Source organism: Methylobacterium indicum (assembly GCF_001043895.1).
Taxonomy (GTDB): Bacteria; Pseudomonadota; Alphaproteobacteria; order Rhizobiales; family Beijerinckiaceae; genus Methylobacterium; species Methylobacterium indicum.
Genome location: NZ_JTHF01000454.1, coordinates 1 through 514 on the forward strand (window position 1 = coordinate 1; position 514 = coordinate 514).

A 514-nucleotide genomic window follows, 5' to 3' on the forward strand; every position below is an offset into this window, starting at 1 on the left:
GAAGCACGACCGCACCGGCACCGGCACGCTGTCGGTGTTCGGCCACCAGATGCGGTTCGACCTCGCGGAAGGCTTCCCGCTCGTGACCACGAAGCGGCTGCACCTGAAGTCGATCATCCACGAGCTCTTGTGGTTCCTCGCCGGCGACACCAACGTCGCCTACCTGCAGGCGAACGGGGTCACGATCTGGGACGAGTGGGCCGACGAGCACGGCGATCTCGGCCCGGTCTACGGCCGGCAATGGCGCTCCTGGGCCAAGCCCGACGGCGGCAGCGTCGACCAGATCGCCTGGGTGCTCGACGAGATCCGCCGCAACCCGGATTCGCGCCGCCTCGTCGTCTCGGCCTGGAACCCGGCCGACCTCGACCGCATGGCGCTCGCCCCCTGCCACTGCCTGTTCCAGTTCTACGTCGCCGACGGCCGGCTCTCGCTCCAGCTCTACCAGCGCTCGGCCGACGTGTTTCTCGGCGTGCCGTTCAACATCGCGTCCTACGCGCTCCTCACCCACATGATG

1 protein-coding gene is annotated in these 514 nt (G+C 68.5%); it reads left to right on the forward strand.

Going from position 1 to position 514, the window contains the following annotated elements:
- Positions 1 to 514, forward strand: a 514-nt coding sequence (locus QR78_RS31445) for a thymidylate synthase (protein WP_048431573.1), incomplete at both ends; no start/stop codon positions are given.